12 protein-coding genes are annotated in these 15,899 nt (G+C 60.2%); 2 read left to right on the top strand and 10 right to left on the bottom strand.

Annotation, left to right across the window (positions count from 1 at the left end):
- Nucleotides 1-6: 6 nt before the first annotated feature.
- The 3 genes from ACVWZM_RS34145 to ACVWZM_RS34135 all read right to left on the bottom strand — a co-directional run bounded on the left by ACVWZM_RS34145 (nucleotide 7) and on the right by ACVWZM_RS34135 (nucleotide 3,464).
- Complete coding sequence (locus ACVWZM_RS34145) at nucleotides 7-798, bottom strand: ABC transporter permease (protein ID WP_456855683.1); 792 nt, start codon at nucleotides 796-798, stop codon at nucleotides 7-9.
- A complete protein-coding gene (asnB, locus tag ACVWZM_RS34140) occupies nucleotides 795-2,738 on the bottom strand; it encodes an asparagine synthase (glutamine-hydrolyzing) (protein ID WP_301322304.1) in 1,944 nt (647 codons plus the stop codon). The genes ACVWZM_RS34145 and asnB (ACVWZM_RS34140) overlap by 4 nt, the downstream gene beginning before the upstream one ends.
- A gap of 84 nt (nucleotides 2,739-2,822) precedes the next feature.
- On the bottom strand, nucleotides 2,823-3,464 hold the full coding sequence (locus ACVWZM_RS34135; RefSeq protein ID WP_253589795.1) for a winged helix-turn-helix transcriptional regulator: 642 nt from the start codon (nucleotides 3,462-3,464) through the stop codon (nucleotides 2,823-2,825).
- 712 nt (nucleotides 3,465-4,176) lie between these two features.
- Here ACVWZM_RS34135 and ACVWZM_RS34130 point away from each other — a divergent pair.
- Both ACVWZM_RS34130 and ACVWZM_RS34125 read left to right on the top strand, forming a co-directional pair.
- Complete coding sequence (locus tag ACVWZM_RS34130) at nucleotides 4,177-5,361, top strand: glycosyltransferase family 4 protein (protein WP_225644412.1); 1,185 nt, start codon at nucleotides 4,177-4,179, stop codon at nucleotides 5,359-5,361.
- 704 nt (nucleotides 5,362-6,065) lie between these two features.
- Nucleotides 6,066-7,397 carry a hypothetical protein gene (locus ACVWZM_RS34125; RefSeq protein ID WP_253589794.1) on the top strand — a complete coding sequence of 444 codons (1,332 nt, stop codon included), beginning with the start codon at nucleotides 6,066-6,068 and terminating at the stop codon, nucleotides 7,395-7,397.
- 629 nt (nucleotides 7,398-8,026) lie between these two features.
- On the opposite strand, the gene ACVWZM_RS34120 is transcribed toward ACVWZM_RS34125, so the two are convergent.
- The 7 genes from ACVWZM_RS34120 to asnB (ACVWZM_RS34090) form a co-directional block, all read right to left on the bottom strand.
- Nucleotides 8,027-8,626 carry a hypothetical protein gene (locus tag ACVWZM_RS34120; RefSeq protein ID WP_253589793.1) on the bottom strand — a complete coding sequence of 200 codons (600 nt, stop codon included), beginning with the start codon at nucleotides 8,624-8,626 and terminating at the stop codon, nucleotides 8,027-8,029.
- Between the two features lie 677 nt (nucleotides 8,627-9,303).
- Nucleotides 9,304-10,527, bottom strand: coding sequence for a glycosyltransferase family 4 protein (locus tag ACVWZM_RS34115; protein WP_253607789.1), 1,224 nt, complete (start codon nucleotides 10,525-10,527; stop codon nucleotides 9,304-9,306).
- Nucleotides 10,461-11,387 (bottom strand): NAD-dependent epimerase/dehydratase family protein, encoded by a 927-nt coding sequence (locus ACVWZM_RS34110; RefSeq protein ID WP_253589791.1) that lies wholly within the window; start codon nucleotides 11,385-11,387, stop codon nucleotides 10,461-10,463. Before ACVWZM_RS34110 ends, ACVWZM_RS34115 begins: the two co-directional genes overlap by 67 nt.
- A 2-nt stretch (nucleotides 11,388-11,389) precedes the next feature.
- A complete protein-coding gene (locus ACVWZM_RS34105; protein WP_253589790.1) occupies nucleotides 11,390-12,241 on the bottom strand; it encodes a class I SAM-dependent methyltransferase in 852 nt (283 codons plus the stop codon).
- The gene (locus ACVWZM_RS34100; protein ID WP_253589789.1) at nucleotides 12,231-12,800 is read right to left on the bottom strand and encodes an acyltransferase; all 570 of its coding nucleotides are present in this window, start codon (nucleotides 12,798-12,800) and stop codon (nucleotides 12,231-12,233) included. Before ACVWZM_RS34100 ends, ACVWZM_RS34105 begins: the two co-directional genes overlap by 11 nt.
- A gap of 157 nt (nucleotides 12,801-12,957) precedes the next feature.
- On the bottom strand, nucleotides 12,958-14,055 hold the full coding sequence (locus ACVWZM_RS34095; RefSeq protein ID WP_253589788.1) for a glycosyltransferase: 1,098 nt from the start codon (nucleotides 14,053-14,055) through the stop codon (nucleotides 12,958-12,960).
- A gap of 3 nt (nucleotides 14,056-14,058) precedes the next feature.
- Nucleotides 14,059-15,897 (bottom strand): asparagine synthase (glutamine-hydrolyzing), encoded by a 1,839-nt coding sequence (gene asnB / locus ACVWZM_RS34090; RefSeq protein WP_253589787.1) that lies wholly within the window; start codon nucleotides 15,895-15,897, stop codon nucleotides 14,059-14,061.
- Between the last annotated feature and the right edge of the window lie 2 nt (nucleotides 15,898-15,899).

Genomic DNA, 15,899 nt, shown 5'->3' with positions numbered 1-15,899 from the left:
AGCGCGTCACCAAAGCCGTGCTGCAGGCGAGAGAATGCCGCGTAGCCGATTGTCAGGCAGGAGACCGCCCCAAGGGGGAAAAACAATCCAAGCCGCCGGATGTTGAAAGGCTCCGAAATAGAGCGCGTCCTGCCAGCACCAAACCTGGTAGCTGAACGGATTGAAATGAAAAACCCAATTCATCCAGCTCGGCGTCACATACGGGTTGAACAAGATGGGCTGTGCGAACAGGTTGACCGCACAGAAGATCGTCACGATGTCGCGCAAATCGCGAAAGAAGATGCCGAGGGCCGATAGCATGAGAGCAACGCCGGTCATCGCAATGAGTTGGATCGCAATCAGGAACGGGACGGTCAGAACCATGAAAGTCAGGGTTCCGCTGACCGCAGCGTAGCCGATCGTGAACAGAAGCGCGATTGAGTATGGAAGCGCCGAAGCGATCGCAGTCTTGATCGGCAATACCACGACCGGAAAAATGATCTGCTTCACGAGGCTTGCATGAGCGGTCAATATCGTGGTGGAGCGCGCCAGCAAATCCTGAAACGCCAGCCACGAGACTATTCCGATCAAGACATTGACGGCAAAATCGGGATGGCCGCCGCTGCTACCGACGCGGGTCGGGAATACGTAGGCAAACAGGAGCGAGTACATCAGCATGAGCAGCAGCGGATGACCATAAGCCCACAGCGCGCCCAGCAGCTGTCCGGTGTGACGATCACGCAACTCACGCTTCACGAGCTCAGCAACGAGCTCGCGGTGTCCGTACACCGAGCCAAGAAGTGACTGCGCCGCGATCACAGCGAGACCTCCGGATTAGCCGACAGCCACGCTTGCGCCATCAAGACATTCCACAGCGGATAGGCCCAGTTCGCGCCAGCCAGATGCGCTTGCCATCGCTCTCGGATCGGTGCGGGAGTGAACAATTCCTGCTCCTTCAATCTTTTCTCAGCCAACAATTCTTCCGCCCAGTCCCTCAGCGGTCCCCTCAGCCACTCCGCCAGCGGCACGCCAAATCCCATCTTTGGACGGTCAAGCAGTGCACGCGGGACACGGCGATAGAGCACCTCGCGCAACGCCCATTTGGCAACGCCATCGCGATACTTCATATGCCTTGGAAGGGTCCAGGAGAATTCCACGACCCGGTGATCCAGTAGCGGAACCCGCGCTTCGAGGCCGACGACCATGCTGGCGCGATCGACCTTCGTCAGAATGTCGTCAGGCAGATAGGTGAGAGTGTCGATAAGCATCATCCGGTCGAGAAAATTCGGAACGCTGGTCGGGAGATGCGTATCCCAAAGCACCCCCTTGGTCTCGGAAGCTCCGATCACCAGATCGTCCGGTGTGTGCCAATGGCTCAGCATCCCGCGATAGAGCGTGTCGGGATCACCCTCGAGAATGGCCGGGGCGTACCGTTCAACCTTCGAACCAAGACCGTTTATCCGCCAGCGGCCCGGCAGCACCTCGCCGATCTGATCCAAGGCACGCCTCGGAACAGCACGGAGACCTCGAGCCAGCACATTGCGCAAAGCCCCTGGGGCGGGGCTGGCGACCTTTCGCATATCCAGCGCGTAGGCATAGCGGGAATAGCCCGCGAACAATTCATCGCCACCATCTCCCGAAAGCACGACCTTAACATGCTGACGCGTCAGCTCGCACACCAAGGCGGTCGGCAGTTGAGAGGAGTCGGCGAACGGTTCGTCGTACCATTGCGGGAGATGCTCAACCATATCCAAGGCATGCGAGGCATCAGCATACAATTCGGTGTGGTCAGTTCCGAGGTGGCGCGCGACCTCGCGCGCAAAGGGCGCCTCGTCAAATCCCTTCTCCGCAAAACCGATCGAGAATGTATTGATCTTTCGATCTGCGGTCTCTGCCATCAGCGCAGTCACGAGCGAGGAGTCTATCCCTCCCGACAACAGCGAACCAATCGGCACGTCGGCAACCAGCCGGCGCCTCACCGCATCGGACAGCAGAGCATCAAGGCGATTGATCGCCTCGCCCTCGTCGATTTTCGATTTGCCGCCTACCGACGTCTCAACGAGGCCTCTGAGATTCCAGAAACACTCAGTCGAAACTTCGCCGCCAAGCTTGGTCTTGAGCATGGTGCCCGGTTCAAGCTTGTAGGTATCCTTATAGATCGTAAAAGGCGCCGGGATATAGTTGTGGCGCATGAACGAAGCCATCGCGTTGCGATCCAGGGCTGGCGCCCAGCCCGGAACAGCGCGCAGCGCTTTCAATTCCGAGCCGAAGGTCAGCACCCCGTCAATTACGCTCCAGTAAAGCGGCTTGATTCCAAGGCGGTCGCGCACAAGAGTCAGATCGCCAGTCTGCTTGTCATAGAGCGCGATGGCGAACATGCCGATCAGGCGCGGCACCACGTTTTCGATGCCCCATTCCGCGCAGGCCTCGAGGATAACTTCAGTATCCGAGTGACCTTTGAGCCGACGATTGGTCCGCTCGAGATCGGCCGCAATCTCGTTATGGGAGTAAACCTCACCATTGTAGACGATGACGAACCGCCCACATCCCGACGTCATCGGTTGAGCGCCCGTGGGGGTCAAATCACGGATCGCCAGACGTCGGTGACCGAAGCCCACACCTCGTTCGCTGTCGAGCCAAGTGCCGCGCGAATCCGGCCCACGATATGCGAGGCTATCGGTCATTTCGTCGAGGACCCGCTGCGATAGAGGCCCGCGGCCGCCTGGCCGAAGTCGCATGAAACCCGCAATGCCGCACATTACTGCGCCCCTCTCCCCCTGGCCGTAGACACTGTTCAGATCACTGAAAAAAGCAGAGCAGCAAGGAACGTGTATTTGACGCAATCATTGCGCTGCATTCTGATGCTCCTGGTGATTCAACCCCAGCAAGCTTGGAGCCAGTACACGGCCTGGTCCGTAGAGGCGTACCGCTTCATCGAAAGCCCGACTGGGATTGGCTACATCGGTGATCATCACAGCATCAAATGGAATGGCAACACGATCGTAGCCAGCAACGACCTGGACCCCGACGAAACGCGCGTCGCCTGCATTTTCATCAACAATGGCGACGATCGAGACTCCGCAATCGACAGCCGACAGCATGGCAATCTCGGCCAAGTCCGACCTTCCACAGAGCACCAGATTCTGGAAATGCTGCGCCTTCGCCAATTGAAGGACCTGCGCACAATCGGCCTTGGCCTGACGAAAAAACGAGAAAGAGGACGACAGATATTCCACGGTCAGGCGCGATTTCTCAGCGAAGCCCTTTGGCGTCAGGTAATAGGCGTAGCGACGCGCCGGCGCCTGGCTGACTTTGACAAGGCCCTTCTTGATGCATCGCTTGAGGTAGGCGTTAACGAGGCCAAGCGCGATGCCAAGCTCCTCCGCGATGCGGCGCTGCGATTGCGCGCCATCATCGACGGAATTCAGCAAATTAAGGACGATCCGTTCATCCTCCCCGCTAGAATCCGGCAACGTGTGGTCCATTGAGACTCCCCCTCCGTCGGCGACAGATAGTCCGTTCATGCCGTGAACGTCAAGTCGAACGTTCACGATGTGAACAATTCAATCAATTGAATTTGTTGTAGAATTTTATGGCTAGCTAATTGAGCCAGCAAATTGGCATGTTCGGACGGGCGCCTTTTCTTAGCCTGGATGCAAACGCCCACTCACTACGGCGTACCGATAGTATTCGCTCGGCGCTGCCACCGGCCGCGTTCGAACGCCGCCAAATGGACTGACCATACCCCTGCCCCCAGTAGTTGCGTTCGATGAATAACATTCCAGAGTGCGCTGACCGCAATGTCGACGAACAACGACGCCTCGGAATGAGCGGTCACCACATCCGATAAGCGCCTGTACTGGGCGGTTAGAGCTGGCGCAAATCAACAGCAACCGCGTCGAAGCGTCCGCGCAGCAGCAGCCGGCGCTGTGATAGACCCAGGCGGCACAAGCAGCGCATCGCTCGAACTTCGTACCCACCAAATCTGATGATGTCGCACCCGAACCATGCGGCAGGCCGCCGCACTGCTGGTGGACGTGCGTCATCCCGTGGTATGATTGCGGCCCTTCGTGACGTTGGCGACGATGCTGATGGCCTACTTGCGGTCCTGCTGCTCCCTTCGAGACGACACAGATTTTTCATGCTCCCGATTACCCATGACATCCGGGCTTCCGACAATCCTGCTTCGACTGATCAATGAATCCCCTAGAAATCAAGCTGAAGGGTCGCATCCTCTACATCGCTAACGAGGACTGGGCGTTCTTGCTCAATCGCCTGCCAATGGCGCGGGCAGCGCGTGACGCCGGCCTTGAGGTTCATGTGGCGACCAATGTGAGCAGCGGCGCCGCCTCTATCAAGGCGGAGGACTTTGTACTTCACCAGATCCCCTTCCAACGTGGTCAACGGGCGATGCTCACGGCTGCTGCGGCGCTGAAAGCTATCCGGGAGGTGGAGCGCGCGATCAAGCCAAGCATCGTGCACCATTCCGGGGTGCAATGCTGCGTCTTTGGTTCGCTGGCTGCGCTCGACCGGAGATTCCCCGTCGTCAATGCGATCACCGGGCTCGGCTATATCTTCACGTCATCGAGTTCGCAGTCACGTCTGCTGAAGCGCGTCCTGACCAGACTGCTGCCTTGGCTGCTCAATCGAAATCGCAGCTACACAATCGTGCAAAATCCCGACGACCGCGAGGCCCTGATGGCGCTCGGTGCCAAGCCCGACCGCATGACGTTGATTCCGGGATCTGGCGTTGATGATGAATCACTGCAGCCGCTACCTGAGCCGGCAGGCCCGATCACGATCGGATTCGCGGGGCGGCTGCTGGTCGACAAAGGCATCCGCACTCTGGTTCACGCCCACGGTCTACTGCGCGATCAAGGACACGATATCAACCTTATCATCGCAGGAAATCCTGACCCGGCGAATCCATCGTCCGTGTCACACGAAGAGATCGAAGCCTGGATCGCACGACCGGGCATCACGTGGCTCGGGCACATCGACAACATCGCCTCGCTGTGGCGCGCTTCACACATCGCGGCATTGCCTTCGTATCGTGAAGGGCTTCCGGGAGCGTTGATGGAAGCAGCCGCCTGCGGCAGGCCCCTGATTGCGACGGACACGCCTGGCTGCCGCGAGATTGTGCTTGCTGATCAAACCGGCCTCTTGGTACCACTCGAGGACCCAATAGCCCTGGCAAGCGCAATTCTGCGGCTTGCTGAAGCGCCTGAGTTGCGGGCGAGGTTCGGTGCTGCGGCGAGACGACGCGTGTCGGAGCGATTCTCTGCAAGGATTATCGGCTACACGATCACTCAGCTCTACGGTGACATATTGGCGCGCAATGAGACACCACTGACTGCTTCGAACGCCCGAACCGATCGATAACCGCGACCTCGCCGATCGCGGCCCACTGAACAAGCGAACTGACGCAGCCGGCGTCAAAGCGATGTCCCTCACAGGCTGCGGCCAACGTGTCGTGCCGTGCTTGATATCACCATTATTCTCCGGGCTCCTGCGCCGGCGGCCGGGCCTGTGAATGCGGCAGTTGCCAAGGAAATCTCATGAACTCCTCCATGGGACTCGCCCACAGAAACGCCCGCGCAAGCGGAGGCTGGCTGAATTGCTTTGCTGCTCGTTCGAAATTGGCGACTTGTCAACCTGCTTCCTGGTGTTTACAGGACAACGCAATCGTCAAGCACGACCAGAGAGTTCCGCTCATGGAAGCAACTCGGCTCACTCGAAATCTTGGGTACCTTCGGTCCCGGGACCAGCCATACCTGTGATGACCGGGAGAGCCCAAGCGAACGAAGCAAGCACGGCGTCGCCGTGGAATTGCGGCGCGGTTCGTTGATCCGGCCCAGCCGCGCAGCGGCGCCGGCCGAACTCAAGATACGCTGCGCCATGTTCGTAAGGCTCCGCATCCGCGAAAGATGACGAACGTCATCACGGCAATTGTTGGCAATTGTTGCTTCGCTGAGATAACAGAGGCTTACTCTTGGCACCAAGCAGGTTAAGTTCTCGAATCTTCGAATCCGCAGGCCGCCAGCCACACTCACCGGCCGCGTATGACCTGCAACGGGACTGGCAGCATGAATACGAACGAGATCGCGGTAGCGGGCAAGATTTCAACGCGCGTGAGCTTGGGCGTATTGATCAGCTTCCATATCGTCGCCTGCTGCATCTCGCTCGGCTATCTCAGCCGCAGCTACGGCAACTTCCATATTTTTTATGATGCCGAACTGCTCAACGGGGCGATCGCAACGATCGCCGCGTTTGCTGCTCTCTCCTACCTTTTCCTCCTCGTTCCATTCAGCTTTGGTTATTTTCTCAGCTTTTATTTTTACACCATGATCCTTGGATACCTCTGGCTAAATTGTTTCTCCCGCTTCGAGTACAATCACTGGCTCAGCGGAGCCTCTGCCGTCGCGTCCATGATAGCATTCATGGCGCCATCACTCCTCGTGACATCTCCGATCCGACGAGTGTTCACGATTAGCGAAACAACCTTCTACCGCGCATTGACAATTATCTTGGCAGTCGGCGTGGCCACGATCCTGATAGCCGCAAGCTATAGCTTCAAAATGGTCTCGCTCGGGCAGATGTACGACTTCCGCGACAAGATCAACATGCCCTCCCCGCTCGTCTACTGCATTGGCGTCGTTTCGAACGCCCTGTTGCCCTTCACCTTTGCCTGCTTTGTGGAGCGGCGGAATTACTGGCGAGCTGGACTGACGCTTGTCCTATTGCTGCTTGTCTACCCAATCACGCTCAACAAGATCGCGTTCTTCACACCAATGTGGCTTCTGGCCATGGCTGTACTGACGCGCCTGCTCGATTGCCGAATTGCAGTTGTGCTCTCGCTATTCGTACCGCTGATTATCGGCGTCGTCTTGTACGCCATCCTCGGCATCAGCGACACGCGCTATCTCGATATCGTCAATCTTCGAATGATTGCTACGCCTTCAAATGCGATGGATATCTACAACGACTTCTTCTTCAACCACCCTCTCACATCCTTCTGCCAGATTACATTTGTCAAAACCCTCGTCTCTTGTCCCTATCCGGTTCAGTTGGGAGAAGTGATGCAGCAGGCCTACCGGCTCGGTAATTTCAATGCCTCCCTTTTCGCGACCGAAGGGATCGCTTCGGTCGGCGTTCTCCTGGCGCCGATCCCGGTTTTGGCATGCGGACTTGTAGTCGCTCTCGTCAATCGATTTTCCTCGGGCCTTCCTCCTCGCTTCGTCCTTGTATCTGGTGCGATCCTTCCTCAGATCCTCTTGAACGTGCCATTCACGACAACCCTCCTCTCTCACGGCGCCGCCGTACTTTTTCTGCTATGGTATCTGACGCCGCGCTCAGTCTTTGCATCGCGGAGTGGGTCTGTCGCCGTCGAGAGGAAGCTTGAAGAGCACCTCGCATGACCATCAAGCGGTCGATGTTGGTTAGCGATCGCATTTGGTGCGAGCCAACACTGCATTTTGCCCTGATCCACGCCGCATCCTGATCTGCAAACTGGACACGACATGTCGAAGCGATTTCAGCGGAGGCTCGTTCTCGCGACTATTTTTGGAGCGATCTTATACATTCCGCTCGGGCTCTACCTCGATACGCTTCCGCCTTGGCGTGAGCCGGACCCGGGCCTCATCCGCCCGCCATTCAAACATTTTGGCGGCAACGCTTGGCAATATCTGACACTTATCCCAGGCGCCGTCTCGGACAGCAATGAGGCACCCAGTCGGTCTCGGCTTGAAGTGACAGAAGACCGTCACGCTCTCGGACCAGCTCATACGACGCACGTCGATATCGCCGAGAAAGGAAACGGACGATACTCTCATTGGCAGTCGTCCTTGATTTTCTCGACGAGCGACAACAGCGACCCGAATACAAACGGGCGAGCCTACCGAGTCATTGATCCAGACGCGAAGGACCCCTTCGTTTCGCTCCGAATTCCTCATCGTCCAAGTTTGTTGAGCCGGCTATTCCCATCGAGGTTCGATCACTGAACCTCTCGCCCCTCCAGCTTGCGCGTTTTGCATCTGGAAGCAGATATTCACGAGCGGTCAGAACACGAGGTGACCAAGAAGCGGATCGAGCGATCTTTGACCGGACACCAAAAAGCAGCGCACGGAGCCAGCAAGATCAATCCTATTGCGATTGCATTGGCATAGTGGAAAACGACGTCCTGCATGTTCTCAATGTGCAAAACGTACTCGGGATTCAAATAGTCCTCATTGTCGGATCGACTCGATACGTAGCGGTAGATCTCGTTGGCGTTCGCCCAACCTGCTTTTGTGTACTTCGCGACTATCTCCGCTCGCAAGACGCCGCGCCGCACGTCGTACCTGTAAGCCGGAATCCCATAGTCTGGATCAACCAGGTAGTCGTGCCCACCGGCAGCAAACTTTACGAGCACACGGCCACCGACATCGAACGCCCACGCTTGAATTCCATTTTTGCGAAGATTCTCGGAAGTGATCACTGCGCGCTGGCCACAGAAGCCGCATATCAGCGTACGTTTCTGAAGAAGGCCCTCGCTCCAAATTAGGCTCGCGTCGATTAGTGCTAACTGAGCAAGAGTTGCAGAAAGAACACGCTCAATCGGTGTCAACGAGAAGTCGCCCGGTTCGCAGTTGTAGCTGGTGTAGTGCACCGCGAGCGCGATCCGGTTCGCGTAGGCGACATCGTCGGTCTCAGAAGGACGTCGGATGAGTTCGGCGTCCGGAATCCCGCTATGTGCGCCCGCTCACATAGTCGTATCCGGGTACACCAACTTGCCTGCCTCGCGATTGCATAGGCAGAAGCTGCGAAGCAGAGACGGCCACCAGCAAGATTGCGACGACGGTCCGCAGCAGGGTCGGCCTTCTGAGCCTCGGCAGGGTCCTCAGCCAGTTCATCGGCGGCGACGCTCATTGTTGAGGGCGCTCTTAAGCTCCGTACTGCACCCGCATGAGACGCAAGACGCTTCTTGTGCTTGAACACATTATTTTCAAACGGTGAGAGCGTGAATAGCTCAATTGAGCTATTCACCGTGCAGATTTGGCCCGCCAGAAACCTACAGAAACACTGGTGCAATCTGAAACCCAAGAACCACATTGGCTAACCAGGTGACGGAGCGCTTGGTGACACTGCCGGCGCGCCTGGAAAATCGTGGAGGGCTAGCAGGCAGCAAGGATTGCTGCCGAGCGCAACTCAAATATCAATCGATGAAGGGCAAGCTATCTTCCTGAATTGCGAAGCTCAGCAGCGTCGATGGCCGGCTCGGCGATCATGGTGGTCGCTTATGAGGTAGCGTGGGGTCACGTCTTGCCGCCCCCAGGAAGCTGGCCTTCAACTCACGGCGGTTTGCCGGATAGCGTCCGAAAAGCTTCGCGCGAACGCACGGACATTGTCGTCCTGATGCGGGACAATGTTTCGTACCGTCGGAGGGCTATTCATCTCCGAAATCTGCATCAGATGATCCGCCAGCGCGACCGGGTCATCGACGCCGAAATAGCGGGCGGCACCTGAGGTCTGCTCGCGGTGCACGTCGATATCCGACAGGATCACTGGAACGCCAAACGACTTCGCCTCCTCGACGGTCGTGCTCCAGCCCTCGAAGCGCGATGGGTTGATCAGGGCTGTTGAAGCGCGCAGCAGCGCGTAGACATGCGGCAGCGGGATAACGCCAAGGTGGCGGAACTGCGCTTCAAGGCCGCGTTTTTGGATCTCGGAGTTTACCAGATCATAGTAGCCCGGCTCGCGCCGGTCTTCCTTGCTGCCGGATGCACAGATCACCACGTCGATCGCCCGCCCCTTCAGGATCGTCAAGGCGTCGACGACGAGCTGGTGGTTCTTGTGGCGATAAAACTGATTGGGCAGGTAGAAATAGTTCGCCGGCAGATTATATTCCGCGATTACGTCCGACGGGTCGGTGTTCAGGAACGCGGCCGGTGGCTGGGTCGCGAAGCGAACGACGCAGACCTTGTTTCTTGCGCCTGGATAGTAGGCCTTGAAATCACGCAGCGCGCTCTCGCTGCTCAGCATGATGGTTCGGCCCGAGGCGATTTGCATGCGAAAGCCAAGCTCGCGGCGCCAGCGTGCCGTCGTTGGAAACAGTTGCGGCAGCGAGCGGTGCTGCAGATCCGGAATCCACGCCACTGCCGGATGCGCGAGCCGCCAACCAAAGAAACGTGCCGATTCGACGACGACATCAATCCCGGCGCCTCGAAACGCCGCCGCGGCTCCCCGATCCAGACCGATCCCGAGTGCCGCGGCCAACCCTGGCTGTCCATCGAATGCCTCCGATCGAACGACCTCGACACCCGGTATTGCGGCAAGCTCCGCGAGCTCATTCTCCTCGGCCCTGTTCCCGGCAAAGACGATCGGAACAAATTCGCCGGGCAGAAACCTGGCAAGCGCCGCAAACAGATTGCGCTGATAATTGTAGCCGCCGGCCCATAGCCGTCGCGAAATGTGACTGAACGCGAACCGCAATGGGCGCGGCGTCACGAAGCTTGGCCCTTGAACCACGCCACGTAATCGGCAAGGCCCTGATCGAGCGAAACGCGCCAATCGAACCCGACCTGACGCAGCATTGCATCGTCGGCCAACAGGCTCACGGGATCACCGGGCCGGCTCACTCCGGAGTGCCGCACAACGGTGTTGCTGCCCCACTGCCGGATAAGGCCGGCGGCGATATCGGCAACGCTGGTCCCTCGGCCTGAACCGCCATTGATGACCCGGAAGCTCTCTTGCGACGGGTCCGCGACGCTCGCAAGCAGCCTCGCGACATCGCGCACGTCGGTCCAGTCGCGGATTTCGTTGCCCGTCCCGCCGAGCGTGAGCACCTGCTCCCTCGCTTCCAGCCGTGAGCAGATGTCCCAGAGCAATTGTTTGCGCAAATTGGGGCCATAGACCGAGAACAGCCGCACGATGGTGCAGCGGATGCCAAACGACTGCGCGTAGCTCCGGCACAATTGCTCCATCATGAACTTGTGCTGCCCATAGGGCGACATCGGAGTCGGGATGACACTTTCAGGGATTGGGCCAAAATGGTCGGCGCCATAAACGGCCGCACTCGACGCCGCGATCACTGCGCAGTTCGGCGCGGATCCGCGTAGCCATTCGAGCAGCCGCGCCGTGCTCACGACAGTCCGCGAGAAATCCTCGAATGGGCGTTCGATCGAGACGCCGACGGACGATGCGCCGGCCAGATGAAAGACGTGCGTCGGCAGCCCGTGCGCAGCCGCAAGCGCGTTAAGATTGGCCGCGTCGATTTCACCATTGGTCCAGCTCGCCAAGCCAAGCCGCCGGGCTTCCGCTGCGTCAAGCGCCCCGTGTCCGACGCCATGCACCGCACGGTCCGCCCCCGCCAACGCGTGCGCGAGATAGCGGCCGATGAATCCTTTCGCGCCTGTAACCCAGACGATCATCCTCAGGCCTTGCGACAGACAAAGGAGTAGAGCCGGCCCGGCCGATTGTCGAAACGTTCGGCCATCGATAGCAGCGAGATAAAGATCGAGCGTGACCCGAGCGCGGTTCGCCACAGCGGCGCCACTGGAATCTTCTGCGTCAGCTTCGTCACGATCGCCGTCCTCAGGCTCTCCAGCGTATAGGGAAACAGGTTGATCGGGCTTTGGAGCGGCGCCAGTGTGTCGACCGAGGAAAATCCTGCGGTGGCCAGCGCGCCGGTGTAGCGATCGAGCAGGAAGGCATGCTCGCCGCCGTAAAGGTGGTGCAACGGATGCTGTGCAAGGAACTGCGGAAGATCGGCCTCCTTGCTGATGACGTGCTCGCGCGCCGCGATCATCATGCCGCCGGGGCGCAGCACGCGAAACATCTCCCGGCACGCGCCCTCGAGATCGCGCGTGTGATGCAGCACGGCCCGGGCAAAGACGAGATCGAACGTCGCATCGGCGAACGGCAACCGCTCGGAAAACTCCTCAACCACCTGGATCGGCAATTGCGCCTGTTGCGCCAGCCCCCGGATCGCCGCAGCCCCCACGATTGCGCTGGGATCCGGCTCGAGCGCCGTCACGGCAAAGCCGCTTCGGGCAAGCGCGTAGCTTGCAATGCCACGGCCGGCGCCGACGTCGAGTGCGGTGCCAGTCCGGCCAGCCAGCAGCGCGGCGACCGCCTGCCACTCGGAGCTCAGGAAATAGCGTTCAGCAGCGCCAGCCAGGGGATCGTCGTAAAATGCGTCGAGCACAAGCTGGCCCTGGTCGGGCTGATTGCGCAGCCAGACGACCGCTTCCTCCCAGGTGGCAAACTTGCGCTCACCGCTCATCGGGGCCAAGCTCCCTTACCTGCACGGCCGGATTGCCCGCCACGATCGAAAACGCTGCGACGTCCTTCGTCACGACCGCGCCGGCCGCGACGATAGCGCCCTGCCCGACCGTCACTCCGCGCAACACCATCGCACCCGCGCCGATCCAAGCGTCATCTCCAATTCTAACCGGGCTCTCGTTAAGCGAGATATCGCTCGGATGCCCACGCGTGAAAATCTGCTGGACCTGCCGGTGCCGCTCCGCCGCGCGCAGCGGATGCGTGAGATTGTCGAAGACATTCGCCGAATGCGAGATCAAAACGCGGTTGCCGATCTCGATCGAGGCAGCAGACCAGATCCGGGTTCCCTCTCCGACGTAGCACCACTCGCCGATTCTCAGCTCGCCACCGTGCGCGAAGGTCATCAACTCCCCGCGGATGATGCTATTTTCGCCAATGACAATCCGATCGCTGTCGCGACGAGTGTTGCGGATGCGCGCAGTCCGCATCAATTTCGCGCCCGCTCCAAGCCGGCACGTCGCACGCCCCACCAGCCGCTGCAGGCAATAGTCGAGATTCATTTGCTCAGCTCGATCTACGCAAAGGCGTCAGCATGGTTTGCTCTCTCGTCGAACGCCCGCGTGCGGGTCAAACGGACTTGCATCGGAAACATCGCCTCCCACCGCCGCGTAACCTGTACAATGCGGCAGGGCAAGCCGGTCGGCCACCCTGCACCGTCTAGCACGGCTCAATCCGCGCGACGAGATCGATAAACTGGGCCCATTGCGAGGCCTTGCTGTAGGTCTCCTGCACGCGGCGCCGGCCGGAACCAGCGATCCCGGCCCATTGCGGCCAATCCTGCAGGCTGCTTGAAATCGTGGCGGCGGCCTTTTCCGGCGCGTCGTAGGTACGCATCGTGACCCCGTCCCGCATCGCCTCCGGATAATTACCGGCATCCGACACCAGCAGCGACCCGCACCCCATCGCCTCGAAGCAGCGCATGTTGCCGCGATCGTTGCCGGCCATGTCGATTGCACCGTTGAGCACGATCTTCGCCGATCCGAACAGCTCGTAGAGGTCCCGGCCGAACAGCGGCATCCTTGCGATTCGCGCGATGACGTCGGGGCGGCGGTGCTTCCCCAGCGGCAGCAATCGCCCGACCGCGCTCTCGGCAAGCCGTGTCAGCCGCGAGGCATCGAGGCAGAACACGATGTTGCGATTGGTCGCCAGGGCGGCGACCTGTTCGAGGGTCCTGCCCCGCGCGCTATGATGCCGCGAATATCCCCCGACAAACGCCACGTCGATCGGCCGTTCGCCGTGGCCGTACTGCTCCATGACGGGGTCGATCGCGGGAAAGAAGAGCTCCGCCCGGCACCCCTTGCTGCGCCACGCCTCGAGGATCGAGGGGAAGTTTCCAAGCACCGCGCCATAGGCGGTGAGATCAGCATTTCCGGAAGGCGCGGCGCGCCAGCACAGCGTCTTCTTCACGCAGCCGGGAAGCTTGACGACAAACGCACTCGGATAGCGCACCGGATCGAGATTGTAGAACACCTCGGTTCTATGATGCTCGATCTGCGCGAGCAGAATGGCCTCGAGCGTCGGCGATTCCTTCATGCCCTGCTCACGCGCCCACTGGCGCTGCAGCACTTCATCGTCGCCATTCGTGAAGAAGGCTTCAGCTGCGCCGTCGAGCACGGGCTTGAGAAAATGCGCGGCGCCAAACCGATCGTGCAGAAACACGTCGCGGCGCGCGTTGAAACTTGACGCCTTTGCCGCGAGCTGGTTCAGCCTCGGCAAATAGGACGGATAGAGACCGCTATTCTGGAACAGACGCATCGGTTACGCGGACCTTGCCAACATCCATTTCATGTTCAGATAAGGCCAGATCCGGCCGACACTCTTCCAATCCCAGCTCTGCGACGCCGTCAAGCGGCCGACCGCCTTTCGAAGGGGCGTTTCGTCGACGAACTCGGCAAATGCCGGAACATTCCGCTCGAGCAGCTCTGCCGTCCAGCCCGCCAATGGCCCGTTCAGCCATTCCGGCATCGGCGAGTTGAAGCCTACCTTGCGGCGCGCGGTGCGGATGCTTTCGGGCATCAGGTTCGCCATCGCCTGCCGCGCCACCACCTTGGTCAGGCCGTCTGCCGACTTGCTCGTTTCCGGCAGCGCCATCGTGTAGGTGACCAGCCGCCAGTCCATGAACGGCATGCGGACCTCGATCCCGTGCGCCATCGAGAGCCGGTCGAAATTGCGCAGGATGGTGGGCAGCGTGGTCGAATGGAACATGCGGTAGAGGCGCCGGTTCAACGCACCCCATGTATCAGGCAATTCGTCATCCTCGGCGACCAGCAGCAGCGGCGCGGGCGCGGCCGTAGCGCCTCCGCGCAGGAAGTAGTGCCCCTCGCGCCTGATCATCTGCGCGCGCAGGAAGTCGATGCCGCGTTGCGCCAGCTGCGATCGTGAGGTGAGCGCGGCTGCTGCGTTCCGGATCCGGAATGCGGCCGACTGTCCCTCCTGCAGGTAGGCGCCCATCAATTCGTCCGCGCCGTGGCCGTCGAGTGACACGGTGACGTTCTGGCGCCGGAGTTCGCGATAGATCAACCACGGCGCGCTCGGCAGTCCGATATAGACGTCGTCATTGTCGTCGAGGATGCGGTCAAGGTCGGTGAGCGCGTCGGAGCGCCCGATCTCGAGGAAGCTCGGTGCCACCTCGGCCCACGCGGCCGCTTCCTCCGCCATCGGCCGCTCGTCATTGCTGGCGCCGGGAAAGGTCGCGACAAAGGCGTGCCGCCAGGCGGTCGAGTCACGCGGCCCCATGCCGGCTTTCTCATGGGTCGCCATGGCGCAGATCACCGCGGACGAATCGAAGCCGCCGGACAGGCAGGTCCCGATCGGAACGTCGCTGCGCATCCGCAGCGCGACGGAATCCTGAAACAGGTCGCGAAAGCGTCCGACCCGTTCGGCCTCGGTATCCGGAATCGCCGGCAGATGGTCCACGGTCCGCCACCAGCGACGCACCTGCACACGCCCCTGGCGCAACCACATGCAGTGGCCGCCCTGCAGGCGGCGCAGTTGCGCGAACAGCGTCCGCTCGCTGCCTTCGATCCCGAACGGATCAAGCAACAGCCGCCGCGCCACGTCAATATCGAGCGACGTCTCAACCAGCCCGCTCCGCGCCAGCGCCCGCTGCTCGGACGCGAACACGAACCGCTCGGATGACAGCGCATACAGCATCGGCTTGATGCCGAAGCGATCGCGCGCCAGGAACAGATCATCCGTGGCCGTGTCGTAGATCGCCAGCGCCCACATGCCGTTGAAGCGCAGCAGCATGTCCTCGCCCCAAGCCTGCCAGGCGGCAAGGATCACTTCGGTATCGGACTGGCTGCGAAAGGCTGCGCCCTTCGCCTCGAGTTCGCGGCGCAATTCGAGGAAGTTGTAGATCTCGCCATTGTAGACGATCACATGGCGGCCGTCGCCTGATGCCATCGGCTGATAGCCACCCTCGCCTGGATCGATGATGGCGAGCCGGCGATGGCCGAAGGCGACGTTTCGCTTGGCATTGAACCAGGTGCCCTCGCCGAACGGACCGCGATGCGCGATCAAATTGGTGAGCCGCGAGATGTCAGCCGGCTTCACGGGAGCGCCGCGCAGATTGACGATGCCTGCGATACCGCACATGT

It is taken from the genome of Bradyrhizobium sp. USDA 4501, from assembly GCF_054062115.1.
This window is presented reverse-complemented; position numbering and strand designations above follow the sequence as displayed.